Below are 21,676 nucleotides of genomic sequence, written 5' to 3'. Positions count from 1 at the left end.
GTTTCGCGCTATTGTGAAAAAAATATGAAAATTTTTTCAAGTCGTGACCTTATGGGAAACTGTTATGAGTTTTTCTGTGCATACGGAGGGTTCTGTGGAATATCAAGTCGGCGATATGGTCGTCTATCCTCGTCATGGTGCGGCTCGTGTTGAAGAAATTAGTGAGCGCACCGTAAAAGGTGTAACTCGTCAATATTTACGATTGGTAGTGTTATCATCTGATGGTTTAGAAATTAACGTACCTGTCGATAATGTTAAAAAAGTTGGCGTGCGAGACATTGTTGGAGCGCAAGAAGTTGCAAAAGTTTTTGAGATTTTGCGTACTCCAATAGTTGAAAAAGAGATGAATTGGTCTAGACGCTACAAGCTTAATGTAGAGAAGATTGCTACTGGCGATGTTAACAATATTGCTGAAGTAGTTCGTGATTTATCTCAGCGAGATGTTGATGAACATGGTTTATCTGCAGGAGAAAAGCGAATGCTTGCTCGCGCTCGCAGTATTTTAATTTCCGAAATTGCTTTGTCTGAAAAGATTGATGAGATTGAGGCGGAGCGACTTTTAGATGTGAATCTTGGATACAAGGAGCCTCAAGAAGGCGATGAAAATCACCATACTGTAGCTCCAGAAGAGCCTGCATCGCGAACTTTAGCGCTGTTAGAAGAGCGTAGCAAGAAATCTAAGAAAAAATGATTTGCGATATGCAAAATAAATAAATAAATATTAATTGTTCATATTATTTTAAGCCCTTCTAAATGTCGGTATATCGGCGAGTTAGAAGGGCTTTTGCTTATATATTTGCTTACGTATTTATTGTATGTTTTGCTTTTGTTCTTGCTTAAAACAGATAATAAAAAATCCTTGCATTTGTAAAATGCAAGGATTTTTATGTTTATAGATTCACCTAAATTTACTTACCTGGATCTTGCTGACCTTGGTTAGAATTTTTAGGATTAGTATTCTTTGCTACATGTGGCTTCTCAGTGATTGGCTTTTTTTGAGACTCTTTATCATCAATGTCTTTACGCATATCCTTTGTCGCTTTTACAGCATTATGTAGGTCGTCACAAATCTTCATAATCCATTTATCAAGCTGATCTGCGTATTTTGGCATAAGTTCGCTTACTCGTACTGTAGACGTGTAGCTGCGTCCTGCGATTCCGCTTAGCAAGTTCAGAACATCGTTTCCTTGCTGGCTATCGCTAATCAACACATCAATTTTGCGACCTTCAATAAGCTTCTGAAACTCCTCAACGCTTGAATGTTCTGGTTCATTATTGTTATTTACTGCGTCAACATATTCTTTAGGTGAGCTATCTTTCAAATTGGCATCAGACATTAGCCAGAAAAGAATAGGAGATGTAGAAGCATACTTTGCGTTACCATTTTCTTTAGAGAAATCACTTAAGTAGGTGGTTAATTTCTTTTCCTTTTCCTGCCATTGTGCTAGTCGCTTAGAAAAAGCTTGCTTTTTTGATGGCAAAACTTTGGAGAAGGTGTCAGCCATGGCAGATGCCATAGCATCCCTAGCATCGTGAGAAAACCAAAGATATGGATTGTCTCCGTTAAGTGCTCCTACAGTACCTGCTGCACTAAGCACTTCAGCTTTAGCTGGGTGTACTTTGTTTGCCCAATCATCGTAGCCTGCACCATTTGTAACTAATACTTGTGCATTCTGCATATTTTTTAAATCTTTTGAGCTAGGTTTAAACGACGATATGTCTGTATCTGAGCCAGTCATAATTGATTCAACTTTGACGTCAGAGCCACCGATCTCTTGAGCTAAGCTACCCCAGGTGTCAACAGTGGATACAACAGAAATATTTGTTGCAGCTTTTGGTTTTTCTTTTGGTTTTTCCTCAGTTTTTCCACAAGCTGCAAATCCAAGTATTACTGCAGAAGCAATAAGGCATGTTATGGCAGTTTTTCCAAACTTCTTTACTGCACAAAGAACGGTACGCATCACTGTGACTCCTCCCGTGATAATGGTGCGTCGGCGCACGTAAAATTGTTAGTCGACCCATATCTTCTATACTTCACGATAGCCTATCCTTACGAATTGTGCGAGTTGGGAGGAATTTTTTATGACTATTGTGTTAGATGGTAAGGCTTTAGCTAGTAAAATTAAAAAAGATTTGGCAGCGCGCGTTGCTATTTTACATAAAAAAGGCATTGATCCAGGTTTGGGTACGTTGCTTGTAGGTAGTGATCCTGGTTCGTTGAAATATGTTGCTGGTAAGCATCGTGATTGCGAAGAAGTGGGGATTAATTCTATTCGTTGCGATTTACCAGAAGATGCTACTGAAGATGAGATTCTTGCTGCTTTACAGAAATTAAATAATGACCCTCTTTGTACTGGATTTATTGTGCAACTGCCATTGCCAAAAGGTATTGATGCTCAAAAAGTTATTTCTTCTATTGATCCTGCAAAAGATTGTGATGGAATGCATCCATATAATTTGGGTGAACTTGTTACGCATATTTCCGGTAATATTACAACACCTTTGCCGTGCACGCCGCGTGGAATTTTAGCTTTGCTTGATGAGTACGGTATTGAACTTTCTGGTAAGGAAGTTTGTGTGCTTGGTCGTGGCATTACGGTTGGGCGTACTATTGGTCTTCTGTTAACACGCAGGGGAGTAGATGCAACTGTTACGTTGTGCCATACGCATACTCGGAATGTTCAGGAGATTATGCGCCGTTCTGATGTAATAATTGCAGCAATGGGTTGTGCTGGTTTTGTTAAGCCTGAAGATATTAAACCTGGCGTTGTTCTTGTTGATGTTGGTGTATCTCGTGTTTTTGATGAAGAGGCTGGCAGATACCGTGTAAAAGGTGATGTTGATTCAGCTTGTCGAGAAATTGCTGGAGCGTATTCTCCGAATCCTGGTGGAGTAGGTCCGATGACTCGAGCTATGTTGCTGGCGAATGTTGTAGATATGGCTGAGCGAGCAGCTAATTGCAAATAAAATGCGACACGCCCGAAGTAAAGCGTAAATTTTGGCTATACCTGTATATAAAATCGACAAAGCGTGTGCATAGTATGCACACGTAACGTAAATACATAATTAAATATCGAGTAATATCCACCCCAAGAAGAAACCACTAATAACTAATGGCAGAGAATAATAACGAAGTCGCCAAGGTTGCGATTAATGATATTGGCACCGAAGAAGACTTCATCAAGGCAGTCGATTCAACCATCAAAAATTTTGATGATGGTGATTTAGTTGAAGGTACCGTCGTAAAGATTGATCACGACGAAGTATTGCTAGACATCGGCTACAAAACTGAAGGTGTAATTCCTTCCCGTGAACTTTCCATCAAAAAAGACGTTGATCCAGATGATGTTGTCGAGGTTGGCGACACCATTGAAGCCCTTGTTGTAACTAAGGAAGACAAGGAAGGACGTCTTATTCTCTCCAAGAAGCGTGCACAGTATGAGCGCGCTTGGGGTGACATCGAGAAGATTAAGGATGCAGACGGCATCGTTGAAGGTACCGTTATTGAAGCTGTTAAGGGCGGCTTGATTGTTGATATCGGTCTTCGCGGCTTCTTGCCAGCTTCCTTGGTTGAGATGCGTCGCGTGCGCGATCTTTCTCCATACATTGGCCAGAAGATTAAGGCTAAGATTCTCGAGCTCGATAAGAACCGCAACAATGTTGTGCTTTCTCGTCGCCAGTTCCTTGAGGAGACTCAGTCTGAAGTTCGTGAGACCTTCCTCTCGCAGCTTAAGAAGGGTCAGATTCGCGAAGGCGTTGTGTCTTCTATCGTAAACTTCGGTGCGTTTGTTGATCTCGGCGGAGTTGACGGTCTCATTCACGTTTCTGAGCTTTCCTGGAAGCACATTGATCATCCATCTGAGGTTGTTAAGGTTGGCGATAAGGTTACCGTTGAAGTTCTCGACGTTGATCTCGATCGCGAACGTATTTCCCTTTCCCTTAAGGCAACTCAGGAAGATCCATGGCAGCGCTTCGCTCGCACTCATGTTCCTGGACAGGTCGTTAAGGGCAAGGTCACAAAGATTGTTCAGTTCGGTGTGTTCATCTCCGTTGAAGATGGCATTGAGGGCTTGGTTCACATTTCTGAGCTTGCAAACCGTCACGTAGAGAACCCAGAAACTGTTGTTAAGGGTGGCGAAGAAGTATTCGTGAAGGTTATCGACGTTGATCTCGATCGTCGTCGCATCTCCCTCTCCTTGAAGCAAGCTACTGAAGCTGTAGATCCAAATTCTGAAGATTTTGATCCAGCTCTCTACGGTATGCCAGCTGAATATGATGCTGAAGGCAACTACAAGTACCCAGAAGGCTTCGATCCAAACACTAACGAATGGATGGTCGGTTACGAACAGCAGCGCGAAGAGTGGGAAGCTCAGTATGCTGCAGCACACCAGCTTTGGGAAGAGCACAAGGCATTCGCTGCTAAGGAACTTGCGGCTGCAGCTGAATCTGCTGCTGCTGACGGTCAGAGCGAAGAAGCTGAAAAGAAGCCAGCTAAGGAAGAAAAGAAGGAAGAAGTTGCTTCCAACTATTCTTCTGAAGCAACTAGTGAAGGTGCTTTAGCTGATTCTGATCAGCTCGCAGCTTTGCGTGAACAGCTTTTGAACGAAAAGAAGTAGTTTCTACTTTCTACTAGAAGCTTGTAAATAAAACAGTAAGATGCCCTCGGTGACTAATCATCGGGGGCATCTTGCGTATTGTTGTTCATAATGTTTGACGTCTATTTTGAGTACATTTGACAAGTATTTTATAACTCAAGTTTTGTAATTAAATATAAGTACAATCAATTTTCTTTTAATAATCGTGATTATATGATGTAAAACGTCAATCGTATTTACTAATCGTATTTACTAAAAGGATGGTTAAAATATGAACACTTTGGAAAACAACCAGCAAAATGCTCAGTTCCCTTCGTACGATGGGAATAGTGGGGAGAACACTAAAGCAACTTTAGTAAGCTCGCGCAAGAAAATTGTTGCAGGTTTGCTAGCGATTTTCTTAGGCACATTAGGTATTCACAATTTTTATCTTGGTTTTAAAGGAAAGGCGATTGCACAGCTGCTTATTTCTGTTCTTTCCTTTGGGTTCCTGTTGATTATTACGGGAATATGGGCATTGGTTGAGGGTATTTTGATTCTTTGCTCAAAGCCTGGAAGTAAGTGGCACAAAGATGCTGATGGTGCCGAGTTAAAAGACTAAAAATAAATATTTAGTATTAAGATTTATAAGTAATTTTACAAATAAAAGATGCGTTTTAGAATTCAATTTTCAAAACGCATCTTTTATTTTTATGCCTAAAATATTAGAACAAATGAATAATATAGTAAATACACTTATTCTTTAATATTGCATATTTTTTAATTTCATTAATGCTGCAGAGATAATTAGTACTTATATAACGATGGTTATGTAGAATCAAATATGTATATGTCGATTAAATATGTTGTGTTGTAATACGGATAGTAGCTTGTATAAAGGGTTTTTATGAAGAATATTGAAATTAAAAAATTAGATTATTTAGAAGCCAAAGATAATATGAATATGCTTTTAGATTTATATCTAAAAGCATTCCCTAAAGAACTAGATCGTATAGATAATGTTCGTGAACGCATATTAGATAGTTTGAAATATAACAATAGTGCGCTTTTACTTGTTGCTATGATGAATAATCGTATTATCGGTGTTTTATATGGCATAGAATTATTACAAGATAATTGGTATGCGCATCAAATTAAGCCATTTTTATCAGAAAATTATGATTGGTTCAATCAAAGCTTAGAGCTAAATGAGTTGTTTGTAGACACCGAATTTCAACATTTAGGTGTGGGCAGTGCGCTTATGAAGAAAGTCGAAAATCTTGAATTATATAAAACAATAATTTTATCTACAAAAAAAGATAACAATGCTGTTGCTTTAGATTTTTATAACAAGCTTGGATACAGTTTATTAACCGATAATTGGAAATCCTATTACGGGCCTATTTACTGCGTATTATATAAGAAGTTTTAGTAGGGTCAATGAAAATTTACGCTATTGTGAGAAATGTATCGTTTATAATCAAAATATGACAATGATGCGGATTGCTGTAACGGGCGGAATTGCAGCTGGAAAATCTACAGTAGTAAATCATTTGCGTTCGCTTGGCGCGTTTGCTATAGATTACGATGTTTTAGCGCGTGAATGAAACTTCTATCGAAGGTGCTTTAGCTGATTCCGATCAGCTCGCAGCTTTGTGTGAACAGCTTTTGAGCGAAAAGAAGTATTTTTCTACTAAAAGCTTATAAATAAGATGCCCTCGGTGAGTAATCATCGGGGCATCTTTTAATATCTTTAGTAATAACGCTTTGATTTATTAATTTTTTATTATACAGTTTTTAAGAAAATAAATTTCTTACGAGAGAAAGTGTGATTATTGTGAGTGATTTAGATAATCAAACTGGAGATTACTCCGGCTCTGACGGACAGACTCAGTACGGACAACCACAGTACAATGATCAGTCCCAGCAGTATAACCAGGCTCAGCCACAATATAACAACCAATCCCAGTATGGTGCTCATACTCAGTACAATGCTCAGCCACAGTATGGTCAGACTCAGTATGATCAGAATTCATATGCTCAGCCGCAATACAATGCTCAGCCGCAATATGGTCAGTACTCTCAGTCTACTCCTCAGTACAATCAAGCATCTTCATACTCTAACTATGGGTCTAATTATTCATCAAACACATACAGAAGCTCTCGTAACAAGATTGCTGCAGGCCTGTTAGCCATTTTTTTGGGTGCTTTGGGTGTGCACAATTTCTATCTTGGTTTTAAAGGCAAGGCTGTTGCTCAGCTGCTTATTTCTATTCTTTCTTTCGGCTTGCTGGCTTTTGTTTCTGGAATTTGGGCATTTATTGAAGGAATTTGCATTCTTTGCTCTCAGCCTGGTTCTAAGTGGCATAAGGATGCCGATGGAGCTGAACTTCAAGACTAATTTTACAATTATTATTTAGCGTATAATGCCCTGGTAATTATTTGCCGGGGCATTATTTATAATTTATATATGACAATGATGCGGATTGCTGTAACGGGCGGAATTGCAGCTGGAAAATCTACTGTAGTAAACCATTTGCGTTCGCTTGGCGCTTTTGTTATAGATTACGATGTTTTATCGCGCGAGGTTGTGAAGCCAGGAGGTTACGTATTTCAGCAAATCGTAAGCATTTTTGGGGAGAATGTCGTTTTGAATGATGGCTCTTTAAATCGCGAGTTTATTGCAAAGCATGTTTTTGGGTACTCCGATGAGAGTTGTGCAAATCGTAAGAAGCTTGAGTCGCTTATTCATCCTGCTATTTATGATTGCGCAAAGCTCTTAGAAAGCAAGTATGAAAGCGAGTATATTAGTAAAATTTCTAAGGAAAATCGCAACGTGTTGGACAGTATAAATTCAGTTATTGTGCACGATATTCCGCTCCTTGCGCAAGTAATCGACAGCATTCCATTTAGTTTTGACCATATTATTACTGTTGAAGCGCCTCAAGAAATTCGCGTTAAACGAATGATAAGCGAGCGAAATATGACTGAGGATCAGGCTTTGGCGCGCATAAATAGTCAGCTTCCTAGTAAAATGCGAAAAAATATCGCAGATTTTGTAGTTGATTCCACTAAACCAATGGAATCGATGCTTAACAGTGTTGACAATACGCTAAAATCATGGTTGTGTGACGCAAACAATAAAAGTGCTGAAATGACGAAACTGGGGAAGTAAATACATGTCGAATAAAATTCAGCGCACAAACAAGCCTTTTGTAGTAAAAGCGCCATACAAGCCTTCAGGAGATCAGCCGCAAGCAATCGACGAGCTGGCTAATCGCATTGAAAACGGCGAAAACGACGTTGTTTTAATGGGTGCTACAGGAACTGGTAAAACCGCTACAACCGCTTGGCTTATTGAGCGTTTGCAAAGGCCTACCCTTATTATTGAGCCGAATAAAACTTTGGCAGCTCAGCTTTGCGCAGAGTTTCGTGAGCTTATGCCAGATAATGCTGTGAGCTATTTTGTGTCTTACTACGATTACTACCAGCCAGAAGCGTATATTCCGCAAACAGACACGTATATTGAAAAAGACTCGAATATTAACGACGATGTTGAGCGTCTTCGTCACGCAGCTACAGCAAATTTACTTACTCGACGGGATTGCGTTGTTGTGGCTACTGTTTCTTGCATTTACGGCCTTGGTACTCCAGAGGAGTATGCCGAGCGAATGCTTATGCTAAGCGTTGGTGATCAGCTTGAGCGAGACGATTTATTACGCCAATTTGTGAGCATGCAATACAAGCGCAACGATATTGCGTTTACGCGCGGAACTTTTAGAGTGCGAGGTGACACAGTCGAGATTATTCCAGTGTACGAAGAATTAGCTGTGAGAATTGAGTTCTTTGGCGACGAAATTGACAGAATTACCATGTTGCATCCGCTTACGGGGGAAGTAATTCGCCAGGAGAGTAGCGTTCATATTTTCCCAGCATCTCACTATATTGCAGGACCTGAGCGCATGGAGTGCGCGTTAAAGGCGATTGAAAAAGAGCGTGATGAAAGAGTAGCGCAGCTTAAAAAGCAAAATAAATTGCTGGAAGCTCAGCGTTTAGAGATGCGAACTACGTATGATTTGGAGATGCTCCGCCAGGTTGGAGTGTGCCCAGGAGTGGAAAATTATTCTAGGCATTTTGACGGCCGTGCGGCTGGCACGCCTCCGCATACTTTGCTTGACTTTTTCCCAGATGACTTTTTGCTTGTTTTAGACGAGTCACATGTAACAGTTCCGCAAATTGGAGCCATGTATGAAGGCGACGCTTCGCGCAAAAGAACGCTTGTAGAGCATGGCTTTAGGCTGCCTTCTGCAATGGATAATCGCCCGTTAAAGTGGAAAGAATTTTTGGAGCATGTTGGTCAAACTGTGTATCTTTCTGCAACGCCTGGAGATTACGAGCTTGGGCTTTCGGATGGCGTAGTTGAGCAGATTATTCGCCCAACTGGCTTGCTTGACCCTAAGATTGAGGTTCGACCTGTGGAAGGGCAGGTTGACGATTTGCTTGCGGAAATCAAGGCGCGAGTAGCAAAAGATGAGCGCGTTCTTGTTACTACGCTTACGAAGAAAATGGCGGAAGACTTAACTGATTACTTCCTTGAGCTTGGTATTAAAGTTGAGTATTTGCATTCGGATGTTGATACTTTGCGCAGAGTGGAGCTTTTGCGCGAGCTTCGCGAAGGAAAAATTGACGTGATTGTTGGCATTAATTTACTTCGTGAGGGTTTGGATTTGCCGGAAGTTTCGCTTGTTGCGATTTTGGATGCAGATAAGGAAGGTTTCTTAAGATCTTACCGTTCGCTTATTCAGACGATTGGTCGTGCTGCTCGTAACGTTTCTGGAACTGTTCTTATGTATGCGGATACTGTTACTGATGCTATGAGCAAGGCGATTAGCGAGACAGAGCGCCGTCGTGAAAAGCAAATCGCGTATAACAAGGCTCATGGAATTGATCCTAAGCCTTTGCGAAAGAAGATTAGTGATGTGAACGACATGCTTGCTAAAGAGGATGTTGATACTCAAACTTTGCTAGCAGGCGGTTACAGGAATGCTAATAAGGCTGGGAACTCGCATTATGGCGTGCCAAAAGAGCCAAATCTTGGGCAGCAAAGCAAAGAAAAGCGTATGGCGAATGTTTCTGAGTTGCCGCAAGACGATATTATGTCGTTGATTAAAAATTTGAATGAGCAGATGCATGTTGCTGCAGAGCAGTTGCAATTCGAGCTTGCAGCGCGTTTGCGCGACGAGATACGCGATCTAAAGAAAGAGTTGCGTCAAATAAGCGATGCTCAAAGTTAGAAAATAACTATTATTCTCAATTATTATTCAACTATTGTTCAAGCATTATCTGAGCGTTATACAAGTATTTTCTGCGATTTTATGTTATTTTTTGTGAGCGTTCACAAAACGCCGAATAAATACAATAAGCGGTCACAATACGTTGATACACTGGAAAGCGGAATTGGGCGTTTTATGGTTTCTATCATTAAATCGCTCATAAAAAATAAACAGAAATAGAAAATAGGTAGGCATTATGCGTAAAGCCAAAATCGTTGATACTATTGGTCCAGCTACCGAATCCTTGGAAGGTATTACCAAGCTTGTTGAAGCCGGTATGGATGTTGCTCGTTTGAACCGTTCTCACGGCACTCCTGAAGATCATTTGCGCGTTTACAACAACGTTCGTGCAGCTTCCAAGTCCACTGGCCGCAATGTTGCTGCTCTTGTTGATTTGCAAGGTCCAAAGATTCGCTGCGGTTGGTTCAAGAAGAACGCTGAAGGCGAAGATAAGGTTTATTTGGAAGAAGGTCAGGAGTTCATCATCACTACTGATGATGTTGAAGGTGACGAGCACCGCACTTCTACAACCTTTAAGGGCTTGCCAGGAGATTGCCACGCAGGCGACCCAATCCTTATCGATGACGGTAAGGTTCGTCTTGAGGTAACCAAGGTAGAAGGCAACGACGTTCACACTAAGGTTATTGTTGCTGGTCCAGTTTCCAGCCACAAGGGCATTAACCTCCCAGGTGTTGCAGTTTCTCTTCCAGCTTTGACTGAAAAGGATGAGGCTGATCTTCGTTGGGCTATTCGCACCGGCGCTGACATTATTGCTATGTCCTTCGTGCGTTTCGCTACCGATATTGATCGCGCTCACGAAATCATGGACGAAGAAGGTCGTCGTATTCCAATTGTCGCCAAGATTGAAAAGCCACAGGCTGTTGAAAACTTGGAAGAGATTGTTAAGACCTTCGATGGCATTATGGTTGCTCGTGGTGATATGGCTGTTGAAATGCCTCTCGAAGAGGTTCCACTGGTCACCAAGCGTTGCATCGAGCTTTCTCGTCGCTATGCAAAGCCAGTTATCGTTGCTACTGAAGTTCTTGGCACAATGGTTAACTCTCCAGTTCCAACCCGTGCAGAAGCTTCTGACTGCGCTAACGCTGTTCTCGACGGTGCTGACGCAACAATGACTTCTAACGAAACTGCTGTTGGTAAGTACCCAGATGTTACCGTAAAGACCATGTCCCGTATTTCTCAGTACGCAACTGAGCACGGCTATGATCGCATTCCTGCTGTTGAGCTTGATATGTCTAGCACCGGTGCTGTTTCTTCTGCAGCTGTTGATTTGGCAGATAAGCTTAATGCTAAGGCTATTGTTGCTTACACTCAGACTGGTCGCACAGTTCATCGTATTTCTCGTGAACGCCCAACCGCTCCAATCTTTGGCTTGACTAACAATGAGCACACTTATCGTTGGTTGGCTTTGAGCTGGGGCACTGAAGGCTTCTTGATTGATGAAGATTACCATGACATGAATCGTCACGATTTGATGATCTTCACCGACAAGGTTCTTCGCGAAGCTGGTAAGGTTTCCGATGGTGATCAGATTGTTATCTTGAGCACTGCTCAGGGTGAACGCCAGGCTGGTCGTACTGACTCCATCTACGTTCACACCGTTGGTGCTTGCGACTAATTGCTTGATTCTGCGTTCTTGTACTAATACGCTAGTTCTTCTAGTTTAAGTGCATTTGCGCAGTAGTATAGTTTGCATAATGCGCGCTAGCTGTTTTGCAGTTTGCGCGCATTATGTTATGTATGATTAATATTATTGATTTGCGACACGCGCAAAACGCTTTAACTATTTGCATGTGGCTTAAAGTGTGCTATAGTCAACAAGTCGCAAAAAAATGCGGAAAATTAAAAATGCCCCTGTATCCCAATTGGTAGAGGAAACAGCCTCAAAATCTGTGCAGTGTGAGTTCGAGTCTCACCGGGGGCACGTGCACGACGTCGCTTAGCTTGCTAGGCGACGTTTTTATTTTGTATTTTAATGTTTTGTGCATAAACAATGAGCGTATAATAATAAAAGTATTCTCGCACAATGAAAAGTGCTGTACGTATGTGAAAGGAACAACGATGATCCACAGTGCACAATTGCAAGTAAGTGAGCGTAAAAAAAGTAATTATGCTTGCGAATTAATCGATAATTACAAGCGCAATGTAATGTGCTCTTTTACTGCAATTGCTGCAATTGCTGCTGTAGCAACAGTATTAATGTGTATTTTTGCTATTGTTCCAAATTCTTCGGCATTTGCTTCAACTAAATCAACAGACGGTCTTCCGCCAAAAGGTGTGATTGTTACTGCTTTTCAGCAAAATTGGAAAAGTATTGCAAAAGAGTGTAAGCAAACTTATGGTCCTGAGGGTGTGAGTTATGTACAGGTTTCGCCGCCGCAGGATCATATTAAAGGTACAGCGTGGTGGACTTCTTACCAGCCAGTTAGTTACAATCTAAATTCAAAGCTTGGCACTGAAGACGAGTTTAAAAATATGATTACTACTTGCAAGGCTGCTGGTGTTGGAATTGTTGTTGATGCTGTAATTAATCACACAACCGGTGATAGCAATAAAGATAGTGTAGGTGTTGGCGGTAGTAAGTATGATGCGGCAAATCAAAGCTATCCGGATGCTGGTTACACAAAAGATGATTTTCACCAAATAGATAAAGATATTTACACATATAAAGATGCGCAAGTCGTTTGGAATTATCGTTTAGTTGGTTTGCTTGATTTGGATACTTCTAAGTCTCATGTGCAAAAAATTCTTGGTAACTATTTTGCAAAATTGCTAAAAATGGGTGTTGCAGGCTTTAGAGTTGATGCCGCAAAACATATGTGTCCTGAAGATGTGAAAGGCATAAAAGAAGCTGCTGCTAAAGCTGCTGGAACGAAGCCTGAAAACATATGGTGGATGCAAGAAACAATTGGTTTCCCTGAACAAGATCCTAAAATTCAGCCGAATCAATATGTTGGTACAGGTGAAGTAGATGAGTTTGAATACTCGTATCGCTTGCGTAATTATTTCTATGGCTCAATTGAGAATTTGTCTCATATTACAGATCAGCTTATTCCTAATAAGAAAGCCGCTATTTTTGTGACTAACTGGGATACTGAGCGTGACAATTCGACTCGAGTTCTCACTTATAAGGATGGAGCAAAGTACGAGTTAGCTAATGCTTTTATGCTTGCTTATCCGTATGGAACACCAAATATTTATTCTGGATATAAGTTCACGCAGCGCGATGACGGTGCTCCTGGTGCAACTGATACGCACATTCCAGATGTAAAGTGCGGCAAGACTTCAAAGTGGCAGTGCACTCAGCGTTGGACTTCTATTCGTGGAATGATTGGATTCTACAATGCTGTTAAGGGCACGAAAGTGACTCAATGGCAGGATGACAACGATAATAACATTGCTTTTAGCCGCGGAAACAAGGGATTCTTGGCGATTAACAATACTGATAAGCCTAAAAATGTGAGTTATAAAACTGATTTGCCTGACGGTGAGTATTGTAACGTATATGCTTCACGTAAATGCTCTAGCACAGTTACTGTAAATGGTGGGAAAGTTGAGACAACTATTCCAGCTTATTCTGCTATTGCTTTGCATGTTAAGGCTGTAGAGCATTTTGGAAGTACTTCCACGTTTAGTACTTTGTTGATGATTGTAGTTGTTTTCGCTGTGCTGTTGATTGAATTAGTGCTGATTCTGTGCAAGAACAAGGCTGATTCTAATAAAAAGTTAGGTTCTGGTAAAAATTAGATTCTAACAAAAGTTAGATCCTAGTAAAAATTAGATTCTAACAAGTAAGCTGATTTTAATAAATAAGCTGAAAGCAGATACTGATTGTAAATAAATTGGTATTGTAGTGTTTGAATGATACAATTTTCTCCGCTGATTATACACATTATGGGCGATGGTTAGCATCATGGTTGTGCTAGCCATCGCTTGTGTATTAAAGCTATTAATGCATCCAAGGAAGAAGCGCGTTAATACCAATGGAGGAAAGGATACTGATGAGTCATCGTCGACACTTTGCATCGAAGATGGTTGCTGTTGTTGCGTCTGTTGCAATGCTTGTAACTGGTTTTGCTGTTACAATTAGCGCAAACGCTGCGACTAGCGGGGAGTCTAGCAATAGCAAAGAAACTTCTACTAATGTAACTCTTAAAAGTAAGGGTGTTATTGTTACTGCATTCCAGCAGAATTGGAAAAGTATTGCTAAGGAATGTGAGCAAACTTATGGTCCTGAAGGTGTGAAGTATGTGCAGGTGTCTCCACCGCAGGATCATATTAAAGGTAAAGCTTGGTGGACTTCTTACCAGCCTGTGAGCTACAAATTAAATTCTAAACTTGGCACTGAAGCTGAGTTTAAGAATATGATTACTACTTGCAAGGCAAAGGGCGTTGGGATTATTGCTGATGCTGTGATTAATCACATGGCTGGCGTTGATAATAAGGATACTGTTGGCGTTGGTGGTAGTAAGTATGATGCTGCTTCGCAGACTTTTGAAGACGCTGGATACACTAAGGATGATTTCCATAAGAGCACTGAAAATATTAAAGATTACACGAATGCTGAAGAAGTTTGGACTCACAGACTTGTTGGTTTGCTTGATTTGGATACTTCTAAGCCGCATGTTCAGCAAGTTTTAGGTAAGTATTTTGCAGATTTGTTGAAGCTTGGTGTTGCTGGTTTCCGTGTTGATGCTGTAAAGCATATTTCGCCAGAAGATATGAGGGGCATTAAAGCTTCTGCTATAAGGCAATACAACGAAAGTGTTGAAGATAGCAAAAAGATTCATGACATCTGGTGGATGCAGGAAACTATTGGCAATCCTTCAGAAGCTCAACAAATTCAGCCAGCTGCGCATTTGAATGAAGGCGAAGTTAACGAGTTTGGCTACTCTTACCAGCTTATGCAAAGTTTCAAAGGCTCGCTGATGAAGGCAAGCAAGCCTTTGAACAAAGTTCAAGACGGAATGGTTAAGAGCGATAAAGCTGCTATTTTCGTTACGAATTGGGACACAGAGCGCGGTAACAGCGTGCTTACGTATAAGGACGGTCGTCGTTACGCTTTAGCAAACGCTTTCATGCTCGCGTGGCCATACGGCACTCCAAACGTGTATTCCGGATACAAGTTCGATAAGAATGATGATGGTGCTCCTGGTGCAACTGAAACGTCTGTTCCGGAAGTAACTTGTGGTGCTAATTCAAAGTGGCAGTGCACTCAGCGTTGGACTTCGATTCGTGGAATGATTGGATTCTACAATGCTGTTCAAGGTGCGAAAGTCACAAATTGGCAGGATGATGGCGATAACAACATTGCTTTTAGCCGCGAAAAGAAGGGCTTCTTAGCGATCAACAATTCTCTTGACGAAAAAGAAGTTTCTTATAAGACTGATTTGCCTGATGGTGAGTACTGTAATGTGTATGCTGCAGGAGACTGCTCTAAGACTGTTAAAGTTGAAAAAGGTGAAGTTAAAACCAAGATTGGCGCTCGCGAAGCAGTAGCATTGCACGTTGATGCAACAAAAGCTAATCATCCAAAAGGCTCTGCCACTGATCCATCTGATCCTAAATATGGTGAAGAAAAGCCTGATGCAGGCATGCCAGAAGATCCTACAACAACTATTTACTTTAAGCCAGACGAAAAGTTTAAAGATAAAAAAGTATATGTTCATTACGGCATAGGCTCAAGCTGGACTACAGTTCCTGGCGATGAGATGCAAAAGGCTTGCGATGGTTGGTATAAGAAGACAATTACAACCAATGGCAAAGCTTATGAAGCAGTATTTAACGATGGCAATGGTTACTGGTATTACGAAGGAGATAGTAATAACTTTAAGATTCCAGCTCACGCTGATTCGTATGTAGCTCAAGATCACAAGGGTAGCGTTGGAGTAAATCCTTGCCCAGTAGCGTATAATCCAAAGACTACTGTTCGCATCCACTACGCACAAAAAGCGGATGATACTCGCGATATTGGCGTTTATTTGTGGGGCAAAGACAAGGATGGTAAAGAGCTACATGGAGCTTGGCATAAGTTTACTGGCACGGATTCTTTCGGCAAAGTTTTTGAAACTACGGTTGATGGTGCTTTTGAAAATAAGTCACTTTCCTTTATTACTACTACAGAAAATTGGGGTAAAGATGGTGGCGATCGTGCTATTGAAAACTGTGCAAGTGGTCTTGCTGAAGCTTGGGTAACAGGCGGATCGGATACTACGCAGTTCACTGCTCCAGACAATCTTAAGAAGAAGCCCAAAGAGCTAAAGGTAACAGTTCATTATCGCAGGAATGCTGGCGATTATGAAGGCTGGAATATGTGGACTTGGAATGACGGAACCGGTGGTACTGCTCGTTACTTCACTTCGCATGACGATTATGGCAAAGTTGCAACCTTTACTGCTAAGAATGATGCTGGTATTGACAGTGTTGGCTTCAAAGTTAGAAAGTCTACGCCAAATAATGCTTGGGATAAACAAGATCCTAGCGATCGCAGTATTCCAAACAACGCGATTAAGCTAGATCCAAATGATCCAAACAAGGGTAGTGCTGAAGTCTGGTTAATGCAAGATGATATGGCAGTATACTTAAACGCTTCTATGCCGCAACTTACAGCTCACGTGATGTCTGCTGATATTGTTGGCTTAAAGAAGTTAGTTGTAAAAGTGTCTGGTGACGTGTCTTCTGTAAAAGATTCTGACGTAACACTTTTGGATACTAGTGAAAATCCTAGCAAGAAAGTTGAAATTACTTCTGCTAAAGCTAAGGGTTCAGAGATTACTATCGAAACCAAGAATGACCTTAATATTAAGCATAAGTATGAGTTGAGTATTAAGGGATTAGCTAAAGATATTAAGCTTTCTGCTTCCTCAAAAACTGGTGCTAGCGTAATTCGTACCGATGAATTCGATAAGAAATATGCTTATGCTGGCGATGATTTAGGTGCTGTGTATTCTGCTTCTTCAACTACTTTCAAGCTTTGGGCTCCAACAGCAACTGAAGTAAAGCTGATTACTTATAAGTCGACTGCTGAAAAAGCTGAAAAAGACAAAGAAACAGCTATGAAAGCAGAAGATCGTGGCGTATGGTCTGTAAAGCTTGAAGGTGACAAAGCTAATACAGCTTACGCATATGAAGTTCATTTTGCTGATGGCACAGTGAATGTTTCTGCTGATCCTTATGCTAAAGCTGCAGTAGTAAACGGTGAGCGTTCTGTTGTATTAGCAGATAAAGACGCAGGTAGTGCTGGAAATCGTATGCTAAGCTTTACGAATCCAAGTGACGCAACAATTGCAGAAATGGATGTTCGTGACTTCTCAATCAATCCAAACTCTGGTATTAGCGATGCTCATCGCGGTAGGTATCTTGGTGTAGTGGAAGCAGGTACGAAGACTACAGATAAGCAGAATGTTTCTGGCCTTGATTATTTGAAGTCGCTTGGTGTCACTCACGTGCAAATCATGCCAATGTATGATTTTGGTTCTGTGAATGAAACTGGTGACTTGAGCTATGGAAAGCCAGGTGCTCAAAACTGGGGCTATGATCCGCAAAACTACAATGTTCCTGAAGGATCTTACTCTACGGATCCTGCCAATCCAACAACGCGAGTTCAGGAAGCTAAGCAAATGATTGCTGGTCTTCATAAAGCTGGCTTGCGTGTGATTATGGACGTGGTTTACAACCATGTTTATAACGCACAAAATCATTCGTTTAACAAGACTGTTCCTGGATACTACTTCCGTTATAAGGATGGCGCTCTGAATGGTAACTCTGGTTGCGGTAACGATACTGCTTCTGAGCGTCAAATGATGCGAAAGTATATTTTGGATTCTGTAAAGTATTGGGCTACGAATTACAACCTTGACGGCTTCCGATTTGATTTGATGGGCTTAATTGACCTGAAGACTATGCAGGAAGTGCGTGCTGAGCTTAATAAGATTGATCCTTCAATTATTGTGCTCGGTGAAGGCTGGGATATGAATGAACTGCTTCCTAAGAGCGAGTCTACTATTCAACCAAATGCTTATAAGATTCCAGGAGTAGCGTTCTTTAACGATTCATTCCGCGATTCTGTAAAAGGTTCTGTGTTTGCTGCTAAGGGTACTGGTTTTGTAAATGGCAATACAGATAAAGGTGTTAAGGCTTTGCTTGAGCATAATTTGCTTGGTTGCCAATTTGGCACGAGTACTATTAAGTGCTCGAATGGTAATGCTGAAACGCACTTTGCTGATGCAAGTCAAGTAGTTCAGTATGTTGAAGCTCATGATAACTTGTCGTTGTACGATAAGCTAAAAGTTTCTGCGCCTAAAGACACTGAAGAAGTACGATTGAAGCGAGTAAAGCTTGCAAATTCAATGATTTTGCTTTCTCGCGGCATGCCATTTATTCAACTTGGTCAAGAATTCTTAAGAACTAAGAACGGAGAAGGTAATAGCTATAATAAGGGCGATGTAGTCAATGCTCTTGATTGGAATCGTGCTGCTGACAAGTCTGATTCCGTGAACTATTTCAAGGGATTGTTGAAGCTACGCAAGAGCATTAGATCTCTTCGTGATTTTGATTATGCAACAATTAACAAGAACATGAAGATGATTGATGGCACTCCTGATGGTGTAATTGCTTACACGCTTAAAGATAAAGATAAGCAATATGTTGTAGTGTTTAACGCTAACAATGCTGAAACTGAAGTTAAGATTCCAGCAGGGAAGTATTCTGCACTTGTTGCTAATGGCAAAGTGAATGATACTGCTCAAGATGCAACTGTTGCTGATGATGGCACATACAAGATTGCTCCTGTTTCTACAGCAGTATTGCTTAGTAAAGATAAGGAATCTAAGCCAATTCCTCCGGATGCAAAGCCTGGTGATGAGCCTGGCAAACAGCCTGAGAATCCGTCTGAGCCTGGTGAAAAGCCTGGTGAAAAGCCAAAGCCTGGTGAGGATCCTAGTAAGAAGCCTGAGAAGCCGAAACCTGATCAGCCTGGCACAAAGCCAGCTCCAGCTCCAAAACCTGGTGAGCATCAGCAAGTTCCTGCTCCTGCTCCGAAGCCGACTCCGTCTGAGTCCAGTGAACAATCAAAGCCGTCTAAGCCTTCTGTTCCGTCGGAAAAGCCAGTTCCGTCGGAAAAAACAGAAAAGCCGGCTCCAGCTGATTCTGCTAAACCAGCTCCAGCTAAGCCAGCAGAATCTACTCCTGTACCTGTTGCTCCGAAAACAGTTCAGCAGCTTAATCCAGAATTAAAGGGAACTCTTAGCGTTGGTAACAATAATGTTGCAACTGCAGGTGTTGTTAACACTGTGAGCATTAATGTTGTGAACAGCGAGTTCACTGAGCGTTTGCAACGTGATGGAGTAGTTTATGCATACGCGTATATCTACTCATCTCCTCGTTTGCTTAAGGGTGCTGATGGTTCAAAGTTTGTGACTGTTCGCATGGTTAATGGCAAGCCTCAATTCGACGCTCAGTTCCCAGCTGGATACTCCGGAAAGCATACGGTTGTTTTGGTTGACGAGAAAGGTAATCAAGTTGCTTGGGCTGAAATAACAGTAGTAAATAATGCTGTTAAGAAGAATGTTCATGCGTTAAGTTCAACAGGCAGTAGTGTAGCGCCAATCGCATTTATTATTGCAATATTGTTGCCTGTTGCAGGTGCTTTCTCGATTAAAGTAAGGCGTTCTAAGCATCTGTCTTGCAATTATTAAAATCCAAAGTGCTTTCCGCATAATTTTGTGTTTTGTGATTAAGCACTGAGGTTTTAATAAAAATGAGGGTAGTAGCAATTGCTAAGCTATTACCCTCATTTTTTATTTTTGCTTGCGTGTTGCGCTTATTTTTAGAAATTTTTTGCTTTGAATAATTTCGGGCGTTTTTTAAAATTATAGTAGCTGTTTTCCTTATGTAAGAATGGTTTATAGGAGATTTTTAAAAAGTAATGTTTTGCTTATATTTTTGAAAATATAATCATATTTTACGAATCAATATTTGCATTTGTACTTTTGCAGTGTTAGCATCATTTCCAACACAAATAAATATCGAATACTTCGGTTGAGGTTTGTGTGTGAACCACAGTCAGCTAATGAGCTTAAGGAGGCAGTTATCATGCGTAACATGAACATGAATGCTGAATCTCACAATGCTCTTAACGCTGCTCGTATGTGGTGGTGGCAGTCTTCTCTTTGGTGTGAGTTTACTCTGAAGTTTTAGAAGCTGCGTATAAAAGCTTATAAAAGACCTCCGGGGTAAGCCCGGAGGTCTTTTTGTATATAAGCTTAAATTTTAAAAAATAACCAAATCACAAATCACAAATAACAACAAAATATTCGATAGCTTTGTATTCAAATAATGTGAAGCTTAAACAAGGAGAGAAATCATGGCTCAAGAAATTAACGAAACCGTTAAGGAAGCTTATAACAATGGTGCAAACGCAACTACAGATGCTGCAGCTGCAATGATGCAAAATGTGAAAGTTAAGAATCACGCATTAGATATTACTTCACTGGTGTTAGTCGCAGTACTTTTTGCAGCTGGATGCATTCTTGACTTTACTGTTGCAAAATCTCTTTCTATTGGAAATATTCAGCCTGAGTTTGTTATTGCTTCATTCTGCTTGTCGATTTTGCTTGTTAGGCCGAAGCTTTACCAGGGTGCTATTATTGGTGCTTTGGCTGCAACGTTAATTCAATTTAATACTTCGATTCCGTTCCTTGAGTATGCTTGTGATATTCCAGCTGCAATCATTATGACTGCAATATTAATTGGTTATATTCGCGTGTTCCCAAAGGATGCAGCTCGTAAAGTAAGCGTATTCCCATTTATTGCTACTTTCATTACTACAGTAATTTCCGGTTGCATTTTTGCTCTTATTGCAGCTTTCTTTATTCTTCACTCTCCAAATATGGTAATGGTTATGTTGCCAATTATTTTGGGAACTGCAGTATTTAATGCAGTTGTTGTTGAAGTGCTTTACGCTCCAATTCGACTTGTTTTGCACAAGTAAAACAACATTGAAGAATAAGTAAATAAATTAACTTGAATAAACGCAAACAAATATAAACAAACATAAATGAATGTAAGTAAGCATAAATAAATATCAAAAGTCGATAATTAAAATTTGATTATCGCATTATGAAGGAGAAGATTATGAATCAGGAAATTAGCGAACATGCAGATAGCATGATTAATGCTGTAAGCATTAAAAAGCATGCTTTAGATATTACGTCTTTAGTGTTGGTTGCAGTTCTTTTTGCAGCAGGATGTATTCTTGACTTTACTGCTGCAAAAGCACTTTCAATTGGAAACATTAAACCAAACTTTTTAATCGCATCATTCTGTCTTGCAATCTTGCTTGTTCGTCCAAATGTTATTCAGGGCGCGATTATTGGTGCTTTGGCTGCAACTTTGATGCAATTTAACGCATCTATTCCTGGTCTTAATTATGTTTGCGATATTCCGGCAGCGATTGTTATGACTTTGATGATTATGGCTTATGTTCGCGTTTTCCCTAAGGATGCTGCTAGAAAGTTCAGTATTTTCCCACTTATAGCAACTTTTATAACTACAGTTGTTTCTGGTTTAATATTTGCTTCTACTGCATCTTTCTTTGTTCTTCATTCTCCTAAGACGATTTTTGTTATGCTTCCAATCATTTTTGGAACTGCTGTGTTTAATGCTGTTGTTGTTGAAGTGCTTTACACCCCAATTCGACTCGTTCTGCATAAGTAAGTGTTTGAATTTGTTTTGGATGATTTATTTTAGATG

At 40.6% G+C, this 21,676-nt stretch carries 14 protein-coding genes, 1 tRNA gene and 1 pseudogene; 15 read left to right on the top strand and 1 reads right to left on the bottom strand.

Annotated elements, in window-relative coordinates:
* Positions 1–94: 94 nt before the first annotated feature.
* Complete coding sequence (locus HXT48_RS04120) at positions 95–691, top strand: CarD family transcriptional regulator (RefSeq protein ID WP_012914048.1); 597 nt, start codon at positions 95–97, stop codon at positions 689–691.
* Positions 692–908: 217 nt separating this feature from the next.
* Here the strand turns inward: HXT48_RS04120 and HXT48_RS04115 are convergent, their stop codons facing one another.
* Positions 909–1,961: a metal ABC transporter solute-binding protein, Zn/Mn family gene (locus HXT48_RS04115; RefSeq protein ID WP_415685256.1), complete on the bottom strand. Its 1,053-nt coding sequence runs from the start codon at positions 1,959–1,961 to the stop codon at positions 909–911.
* Between the two features lie 121 nt (positions 1,962–2,082).
* Here HXT48_RS04115 and HXT48_RS04110 point away from each other — a divergent pair, with 121 nt between their 5' ends.
* From HXT48_RS04110 to HXT48_RS04045, 14 genes and pseudogenes are all read left to right on the top strand, one after another.
* On the top strand, positions 2,083–2,967 hold the full coding sequence (locus tag HXT48_RS04110; protein WP_415693402.1) for a bifunctional methylenetetrahydrofolate dehydrogenase/methenyltetrahydrofolate cyclohydrolase: 885 nt from the start codon (positions 2,083–2,085) through the stop codon (positions 2,965–2,967).
* Positions 2,968–3,113: 146 nt separating this feature from the next.
* Positions 3,114–4,616, top strand: a complete 1,503-nt coding sequence (gene rpsA / locus HXT48_RS04105; RefSeq protein WP_012914051.1) for a 30S ribosomal protein S1 — start codon at positions 3,114–3,116, stop codon at positions 4,614–4,616.
* 250 nt (positions 4,617–4,866) lie between these two features.
* Positions 4,867–5,196, top strand: coding sequence for a TM2 domain-containing protein (locus HXT48_RS04100; protein ID WP_415691615.1), 330 nt, complete (start codon positions 4,867–4,869; stop codon positions 5,194–5,196).
* 285 nt (positions 5,197–5,481) lie between these two features.
* Positions 5,482–6,006 carry a GNAT family N-acetyltransferase gene (locus tag HXT48_RS04095; RefSeq protein ID WP_415693400.1) on the top strand — a complete coding sequence of 175 codons (525 nt, stop codon included), beginning with the start codon at positions 5,482–5,484 and terminating at the stop codon, positions 6,004–6,006.
* Positions 6,007–6,061: 55 nt separating this feature from the next.
* Positions 6,062–6,178: pseudogene (locus HXT48_RS04090) on the top strand (dephospho-CoA kinase); the annotation flags it as partial.
* Positions 6,179–6,402: 224 nt separating this feature from the next.
* The gene (locus HXT48_RS04085) at positions 6,403–6,975 is read left to right on the top strand and encodes a TM2 domain-containing protein (protein WP_004111293.1); all 573 of its coding nucleotides are present in this window, start codon (positions 6,403–6,405) and stop codon (positions 6,973–6,975) included.
* 69 nt (positions 6,976–7,044) lie between these two features.
* Positions 7,045–7,749 carry a dephospho-CoA kinase gene (gene coaE / locus HXT48_RS04080; protein ID WP_004111294.1) on the top strand — a complete coding sequence of 235 codons (705 nt, stop codon included), beginning with the start codon at positions 7,045–7,047 and terminating at the stop codon, positions 7,747–7,749.
* A 4-nt stretch (positions 7,750–7,753) separates the two neighbouring features.
* A complete protein-coding gene (gene uvrB / locus HXT48_RS04075; RefSeq protein WP_415693399.1) occupies positions 7,754–9,868 on the top strand; it encodes an excinuclease ABC subunit UvrB in 2,115 nt (704 codons plus the stop codon).
* Between the two features lie 235 nt (positions 9,869–10,103).
* Positions 10,104–11,543, top strand: coding sequence for a pyruvate kinase (pyk, locus tag HXT48_RS04070; RefSeq protein ID WP_004111304.1), 1,440 nt, complete (start codon positions 10,104–10,106; stop codon positions 11,541–11,543).
* A 232-nt stretch (positions 11,544–11,775) separates the two neighbouring features.
* Positions 11,776–11,849, top strand: a tRNA-Leu gene (locus HXT48_RS04065).
* Positions 11,850–12,073: 224 nt separating this feature from the next.
* A complete protein-coding gene (locus HXT48_RS04060; protein WP_410309493.1) occupies positions 12,074–13,672 on the top strand; it encodes an alpha-amylase in 1,599 nt (532 codons plus the stop codon).
* Positions 13,673–13,956: 284 nt separating this feature from the next.
* Positions 13,957–19,620, top strand: a complete 5,664-nt coding sequence (gene pulA, locus HXT48_RS04055; RefSeq protein WP_421793196.1) for a type I pullulanase — start codon at positions 13,957–13,959, stop codon at positions 19,618–19,620.
* 668 nt (positions 19,621–20,288) lie between these two features.
* The gene (locus HXT48_RS04050) at positions 20,289–20,915 is read left to right on the top strand and encodes a hypothetical protein (protein ID WP_415693397.1); all 627 of its coding nucleotides are present in this window, start codon (positions 20,289–20,291) and stop codon (positions 20,913–20,915) included.
* A gap of 143 nt (positions 20,916–21,058) precedes the next feature.
* The gene (locus HXT48_RS04045) at positions 21,059–21,640 is read left to right on the top strand and encodes a tryptophan transporter (protein WP_012914058.1); all 582 of its coding nucleotides are present in this window, start codon (positions 21,059–21,061) and stop codon (positions 21,638–21,640) included.
* Positions 21,641–21,676 lie beyond the last annotated feature (36 nt).

The sequence above is a fragment of the Gardnerella sp. KA00127 genome, assembly GCF_049244125.1.
Classification (GTDB): domain Bacteria; phylum Actinomycetota; class Actinomycetes; order Actinomycetales; family Bifidobacteriaceae; genus Bifidobacterium; species Bifidobacterium swidsinskii.
The sequence above is the reverse complement of the archived record's forward strand: the minus strand, read 5'-3'. Positions and strand labels throughout refer to the sequence as shown.

Bases quoted from the DNA above. Each gene is read 5' to 3' on its own strand.
- HXT48_RS04115 (WP_415685256.1), bottom strand. From the start codon at position 1,961: ATGCGTACCGTTCTTTGTGCAGTAAAGAAGTTTGGAAAAACTGCCATA.
- HXT48_RS04110 (WP_415693402.1), top strand. From the start codon at position 2,083: ATGACTATTGTGTTAGATGGTAAGGCTTTAGCTAGTAAAATTAAAAAA.
- rpsA (WP_012914051.1), top strand. From the start codon at position 3,114: ATGGCAGAGAATAATAACGAAGTCGCCAAGGTTGCGATTAATGATATT.
- HXT48_RS04100 (WP_415691615.1), top strand. From the start codon at position 4,867: ATGAACACTTTGGAAAACAACCAGCAAAATGCTCAGTTCCCTTCGTAC.
- HXT48_RS04095 (WP_415693400.1), top strand. From the start codon at position 5,482: ATGAAGAATATTGAAATTAAAAAATTAGATTATTTAGAAGCCAAAGAT.
- coaE (WP_004111294.1), top strand. From the start codon at position 7,045: ATGACAATGATGCGGATTGCTGTAACGGGCGGAATTGCAGCTGGAAAA.
- uvrB (WP_415693399.1), top strand. From the start codon at position 7,754: ATGTCGAATAAAATTCAGCGCACAAACAAGCCTTTTGTAGTAAAAGCG.
- pyk (WP_004111304.1), top strand. From the start codon at position 10,104: ATGCGTAAAGCCAAAATCGTTGATACTATTGGTCCAGCTACCGAATCC.
- HXT48_RS04060 (WP_410309493.1), top strand. From the start codon at position 12,074: ATGTGCTCTTTTACTGCAATTGCTGCAATTGCTGCTGTAGCAACAGTA.
- pulA (WP_421793196.1), top strand. From the start codon at position 13,957: ATGGTTGCTGTTGTTGCGTCTGTTGCAATGCTTGTAACTGGTTTTGCT.
- HXT48_RS04050 (WP_415693397.1), top strand. From the start codon at position 20,289: ATGGCTCAAGAAATTAACGAAACCGTTAAGGAAGCTTATAACAATGGT.
- HXT48_RS04045 (WP_012914058.1), top strand. From the start codon at position 21,059: ATGAATCAGGAAATTAGCGAACATGCAGATAGCATGATTAATGCTGTA.